This is a genomic window from Microbacterium sp. UCD-TDU (genome assembly GCF_000340625.1).
GTDB lineage: Bacteria > Actinomycetota > Actinomycetes > Actinomycetales > Microbacteriaceae > Microbacterium > Microbacterium maritypicum.
Genome location: NZ_AOSO01000005.1, coordinates 580,103 through 586,358, shown reverse-complemented (window position 1 = coordinate 586,358; position 6,256 = coordinate 580,103). Strand labels below are relative to the sequence as shown.

6 protein-coding genes are annotated in these 6,256 nt (G+C 67.9%); 2 read left to right on the top strand and 4 right to left on the bottom strand.

Translation table 11 applies throughout. The annotated features are described in order from the left end of the window. Positions 1-548: 548 nt before the first annotated feature. Complete coding sequence (locus D514_RS22785; protein WP_017828590.1) at positions 549-1,934, top strand: CoA transferase; 1,386 nt, start codon at positions 549-551, stop codon at positions 1,932-1,934. On the opposite strand, the gene D514_RS22780 is transcribed toward D514_RS22785, so the two are convergent. From D514_RS22780 to D514_RS22765, 4 genes are read right to left on the bottom strand one after another with little or no spacing between them, the layout of a single operon-like run. After that, entirely contained in the window at positions 1,919-2,713 is a 795-nt protein-coding gene (locus tag D514_RS22780) for a DUF4184 family protein (protein ID WP_017828589.1), read from the bottom strand. The genes D514_RS22785 and D514_RS22780 overlap by 16 nt on opposite strands. 28 nt (positions 2,714-2,741) lie before the next feature. Further along, complete coding sequence (gene tyrS / locus D514_RS22775; protein ID WP_017828588.1) at positions 2,742-4,043, bottom strand: tyrosine--tRNA ligase; 1,302 nt, start codon at positions 4,041-4,043, stop codon at positions 2,742-2,744. A gap of 28 nt (positions 4,044-4,071) precedes the next feature. Further along, on the bottom strand, positions 4,072-4,935 hold the full coding sequence (locus tag D514_RS22770) for a hypothetical protein (RefSeq protein WP_017828587.1): 864 nt from the start codon (positions 4,933-4,935) through the stop codon (positions 4,072-4,074). After that, entirely contained in the window at positions 4,932-5,576 is a 645-nt protein-coding gene (locus D514_RS22765) for a SatD family protein (RefSeq protein WP_017828586.1), read from the bottom strand. The genes D514_RS22770 and D514_RS22765 overlap by 4 nt, the downstream gene beginning before the upstream one ends. Positions 5,577-5,636: 60 nt before the next feature. Between D514_RS22765 and D514_RS22760 the strand changes: the two genes are divergently transcribed. After that, on the top strand, positions 5,637-6,233 hold the full coding sequence (locus D514_RS22760; protein WP_017828585.1) for a DUF1349 domain-containing protein: 597 nt from the start codon (positions 5,637-5,639) through the stop codon (positions 6,231-6,233). Positions 6,234-6,256: the final 23 nt, after the last annotated feature.

Here is a 6,256-nt window from a genome sequence, read left to right as displayed (position 1 = left end):
TGCTGACCAAAGAGACAAATTCATTGCTGACTTCATCCATTGCCAACCCCCCGGAAGGGATTGGTCTTTGATCCAAAGGAATTCTCAACTAGCCGAAGCTAGACGAGGATAATTTGGCATTTGACAAGTGCACGCTGTTGAGTTCTCAAGGATCGGACGCTCCCACGACCCAGCCATCACAGCCAGGCCCGAAGGGCAACTTCTCTATCTTACCCACCTCGACTCGCTTGTCAATTCGGCGCGCCGTGCGAATCGAAGATCCGCAGCACTGCTGATGACAGCCACAGAAGAGGTGGAGTCCCTATCCTAGACGCAAGCGCCTGTTCTCTCAAGTGAGAGTGGATGGGGAGTGGTTCTCCGCTTGAGGGGGGTGAAGCTCTTGGCTCCTCCGCTTCCCTGTGGGGCGAACAAGTAATAAGTTACGTGGATCCGCGGCGTCTGGCAAATCGGGCCACACCGCCCGGGCGTGTCGCCCCGACCCTGCACTCGTTTTCCGCCGGATCAGCGAAGGTTTCTGCTCCGCGCTCGCCTCGGAGTACGATCGCGCCATGCCTGCGCCCTCCGATGATCGTCGCTCCCCTCGCGCATCCGCGAACGGAGAAGCGGACGAAGGTGGACAGCGTCGCGGGGGTGTCGATCTGCTCGCCCGCGTGCAGCGCGAGCTCGGCCTCGCGGGCGCGGAGGTGCCCTCTCCCCCGCACCGTGCCGTCCCTCTCCCCTCCCGATTGGCCACCGCTGATCTCGCCTGGGCGAGCGTCGGCGCAGCGATGCTCGCTGCGCGGCGCTCCCCCGCATCCCTCGACCCCGAGCGCATCGCCACGGCCTACCGGAGTGACAGGGTTCTCACCATCAGTGGCGAGGCTCCCCCTGTCTGGTCCGTGTACTCAGGCTTCTGGCGAACGTCGGACGGATGGATACGCACCCACGGGAACTACCCGCACCATGCGGCCGGCCTGCGCGCGGGGCTGCGTCTTCGGGACGATGCCGCAGTCGACGCTGTTCGCGATGCGCTCGGAGAGCGGACGACCACGGCCGCGGTCGCCGACATCACGACCGCGGGCGGTCTGGCGGTCGCGGTCGCCGCGGAGGAGCCCGCCGCCGATCGCGCACTCCGCGAGCACCCGCTGCTCGAGCTCGTTCGCATCGACACGACACCCTCTTCGCATGCGCCCCGGGCGGCGGCTTCGACGCCGCCGGCTTCACTGCCCCTCCAGGGCATGCGCGTACTCGATCTCACGAGAGTCATCGCTGGTCCGGTCTGTTCACGCACGCTCGCCATGCTCGGTGCCGACGTGATGCGTATCGATCCCCCACATCTGCCTGAGCCGGAGTGGCAGCACCTCGACACCGGACACGGCAAGCGATCCGCGGTGCTGGACGCGCGCACGTCTCGGCTGCAGGAGTTGCTCGCACACGCCGATGCCGTCGTACTCGGCTACCGCCCCGCTGCTCTCGACAGGCTCGGGCTCCAGCCGGAAGTGCTCGCGCGCCGATATCCGCGTCTGGTCGTCGCGCAGCTCAGCGCGTGGGGCGTGGAGAATCCCGAGCGGGCAGGGTTCGACAGCCTCGTCCAGGCGGCGAGCGGAATCTCGTTCATCGAGTCGGCGGACGGCGACCGCCCCGGAGCGCTTCCGGCCCAGGCTCTCGACCACAGCGCCGGCTACCTGCTCGCTGCGGCGGTGACCGCTCTGCTGTGCCGCCGCGCGCAGGAGAAAGGTTCGTGGATCGTGCGCACCTCACTCCGTCGAGTCGCGGCGGAACTGCTCGGGATGCCCCGCAGCGGAGAACCCGCAGCCGAAGTCGAGTTCGACACACGACCGCATGTGGCGCGATTCGATGTCGACGGAACGGCTCTCGTCACCGCTCGTCCTGCGCTGGCGGGCTTCGAGTATCGGGCGCCGCACAGGTGGGGTTCGGATCAGCCCACCTGGTGACGGCGTCCGCGCATCGAGAGGACGAGGCAGAGCACGAACGTGATCGCACCCCAGATCGCACACGCCGGCGGGAGAACCCGGTAGGCGAGATGCTGAACCGTGAACTGCGCATCCAGCGGACCGAAGACGACGAGTCCTCCGACCCACGCGCCGACCAGGATCACGGGGAGCGAGGACCACCATGCCACGCGCATCCACGTCGGCGAAGACTGCACAACGGTCGGTCGCGGGGCCTGTCGACGAAGCCACAGCAATGCCCAGATGCCGATGATCGCGAGGCCGATCAGACTCGACCCGTGCTGCAGCCACTTGAATCCGGGGAGCGGGCCCCACATCTCCTCGAGTCCGGGAATCGCCTGGACACCCCAGCGTCCCTCATGCGTGAAGAGGTCCCACACGATGTGCGAGAGCACTCCGAGCACGAACGACACGGCGAGCAGGAACGGATACGCGCGCTTCTGCCCGACGCCGACCGCCGACCGCACCGCGGCGAGACCCCTGTCATCCCAGTCATCGGGCAGGCGCCGCGCCAGCCACAGCGGAACCAGCTCGGGAACCGCCGGTCGCAGGACGACGCGCCAGATCAGGAACAACGCGAACGCGAGCAGTGCGGTCCACACGACATTGCCGAACGTGTGGGTGAACGAGTAGTTCAGCCCGACGCCGCGCACGAACAGCGGGAGATCAGGTGTCATCGCGCCGATCGCGATCGCCGCCGGCACCAGCGGCGTGCGGACGAACGGCAGCGCGACCAGTGCGTGGCTGGGAGTGAACGGCATCCGTCGCTGCTATCCGCTGGCCGGGGACTCAGCCGAGGAAGACGCCGGCGAGGGTCTTCTTGCCGCGGCGGAGTACGGACACGCCGCCGGGAAGTGTGCCCTGAACCGTGGCTGCCTCGTCTTCGACGCGTTCGCCGTCGAGCGTGACACCGCCCTGGGTGATCGCGCGCCTCGCCTCGGAGATGCTCGCAACGAGCCCGGTCTCGACCAGCGCCTCGACCACCGGAGTACCGGCGGCGACCGTAGCGTGCGGGAGCTCTTCGAGCGCAGTGCGGAGCGTGTCCGCATCCAGTGCAGTCAGATCTCCCTGACCGAACAGCGCCTCGGATGCCGCGATCACGGCCGCAGCCGCCTCGACACCGTGCACTGTCGCGACCACCTCGAGCGCAAGGCGCTTCTGGGCAGCGCGACGGAACGGCTCCGTGGCCACGAGTTCCGCGTACTCCTCGATCTCGGCCCTGCTGAGGAATGTGAAGACCTTCAGGCGGTCGATCACGTCGTTGTCCGCCGTGCTCAACCAGAACTGGTACATCCGGTACGGACTGCACATCTCGGCGTCGAGCCAGATGGCATTGCCCTCGCTCTTGCCGAACTTGGTGCCGTCGCTGTTCGTGATCAGCGGGGTGCCGATGGCATGCACCGACACTCCCTCGGAACGACGGATGAGGTCGGTGCCGCTGGTGAGGTTGCCCCACTGATCCGACCCGCCCGTCTGCAGCACGCAGTCGTACTGCCGGTACAGCTCGAGGAAGTCCATGCCCTGGAGGATCTGGTAGCTGAACTCGGTGTAGCTGATGCCCTCGTCGGAGTTCAGTCGCGCTGCGACCGCATCCTTCTTGAGCATCGTGCCGACGCGGAAGTACTTGCCGATCTCGCGCAGGAAGTCGATCGCACTCAACGGTGCGGTCCAGTCGAGGTTGTTGACGATGCGGGCGGCGTTGTCACCCTCGAAGCTGAGGTAGCGCTCGACCTGCGCCCGCAGGCGTCCGACCCACTCCTCGACGGTCTCCCGCGTGTTCAGCGTGCGCTCGGCTGTGGGACGCGGGTCGCCGATGAGTCCGGTCGATCCGCCGACGAGACCGAGCGGCTTGTGGCCGGCGAGCTGGATGCGACGAAGAGTCAGCAGCTGCACGAGGTTGCCGAGGTGCAGGCTCGCCGCCGTCGGGTCGAACCCGCAGTAATACGTGATGGGCTCTCCCGCGAGCAGGGCGCGCAGCGCCTCCTGGTCGGTGGACACATGGACCAGGCCACGCCATACGAGTTCGTCCCACACGTTCTCGAACGTGGGGTCGATCGCCTGGGGTGCGGTCGTCAGAGCGGGAGTTGACACGCGTTCCAGGCTATCAGCGCACCGCAGCTCAGCTGTGCGCGGCCCACCACACGAGAAACGCCGCGCTGAGCGCGATCACCCAGCTCACCAGGCTGCCGACGAGGAAATACTCGGCACGGGCACCGGTCTCGCCGTCGCGGGAGATCTCGGGGAAGCGGACGATGCCCTTCGCCGCGAGCATCGCAGCCAGGATCGGATAGGCCGCAGCGAGCGTGAGGATCAGGACGAGGATGCGCTCCAGGGGTCCGATCAGTCTCCCGCCCTTGAATCCGCTGCGCGGGTCGCGCGGCGCCAGCGCCACATCCGTGGCGGCGTCTCCCCCGGTGGCGGTGTCGGTGGCGGCGTCTCCCCCGGTGGCGGCGTCGCTCCCCGCATCGGCGGCCGCCGCGACTTCGGCGCCCACGGTGGTGGGCGCCGAAGTCGGGGCCGGAGTCGGGGCCGACATCGGGTCGGTGGGACGCCAGGTGTGCTCACCGTCGAGCGCCGCACGCACCACGAGGTTCGAGGACTCGAGGAGGAAGACTCCGGCACCCAAGGCCAGCATCGCGAGATCGAAAGGGACCTCTCCGAACGGCGATCGGAGTTGCCAGGTCGCGCCGATCAGACCGACGTCGGAGCGCGCACCGAGCCAGACGACGGCGCCGACGCTCACGACGGCGAGCAGCACGGCGGGCCAGAACCCCAGCGGCGCGGCGCGTTCGGTGGGCATGCACCACACCCAGAGCGCTCCGATGACGAGCGCGAGAACCATGGGCAGGAGGGCATCGCTGACGCTGCCGAGCAGCAGGAGGATGACGGCGACGGAGAGGTAGCCGATCCATCGACGCGGTGCGAACTGACGCACCAGGTCGGCCGCGCCGACCGCCAGGAGGATGAATCCGGCGACGATCATGCGCGTTCCCCTCGGAGTGCGGCGACGCCCTCGATGAGAGCCGCCGTGCCGGCGGTGCGCAGAGACTTCGAGACGCTGGGCTGCGTGATGCCTTCTTCGGCCGCGAGTTCCTGCTGCGATCGTCCGAGCAGACGGCCGTAGGTCAGGCGCCGTTCGCGCTCGCTCATCGCACCGACCAGCTCGTCGCGGACGAGGAGGTAGGCGTTCGAGGCGGCGATCGTGCTCTCCATGACCTCATCCTGCCGGGGGGCTCCGACAATCCAGGTCCGCGTGCGTGGCACGGAACGTCCCTCGCGCGCGTGCACGGTCTCGATCGCGGCCCGAGCCGCGTACCACCCCGGTCCATCGGCGAGCTCGCCATGGACGGATTCGACCGGCCGCACCTCGCCCACTCCGATGCCGAACCGGAAGGCGATGCCGTCGGGCAGTCTCAGCTGGATCATCAGGAGCGACACCATCGCGTCACCCAGGTCGAGGTAGACACCCTGCTGCTCGTCTCCTACGGTGGGCGTGAGCGGCTGCGTCGCCAGCGGGAGATCGGCCTCGACTCCGGCGATGGTGTCGTCGAGGACGCGTTGCGCGGCAGTGCGATCGTCGAGCCGCCGAGAGCCCACGATGTCAGCGAGTACCGCGATGACCATGGGATAACCGTAACACGAATAACTCTCGACTTATGCTCTATTCGGCTATATGTTGAGAACATGCCTGAATCGCACATCATCCCCTGGTCCGACGGAACCTGGACGAACGCTCCTGCCTCCCCCTCCGAGCTGCCGGCCGGATCCGAACACCTCGACGTCACGGCTGTGGAGGGCAGCGACGCCTGGCGGCACACCGCCTACGGCTTCGTGCACGACACCGAACACGCGCTGCTCGCCCCGCTCACCGTCGGAGAGGCGATGGAGGTCTCGTTCCGCGCGCCGTGGGACGGCCAATTCGACCAGGCAGGGGTGTTCGTGCGCATCGACGACGAGCACTGGATCAAGACCGGTCTCGAATACGCCGACGACCATCTCGGCCTCGGCGCGGTGGTCACCGCCGGAGGCTCCGACTGGTCGGTCGGCCACGTCGACGAGTGGCTCGAGAGCGAGATCACGGTGCGGGTCAGTCGCTGGGCGGACTCGCTGATCGTGCGCGCTCGCGCCGACGACGGCCCCTGGCGTCTCGTCCGGGTGGCGCCGTTCGACGGACAGGCCACGGCTTGGGCCGGACCCTTCCTCGCGGCGCCGACCCGCACCGGACTCACGGTGCGTTTCACCCGATGGGAGCGGTCGGCGGCCGACACCGAGCTGCACTGAGCTGCGGGCGGCCGCCGACTCGC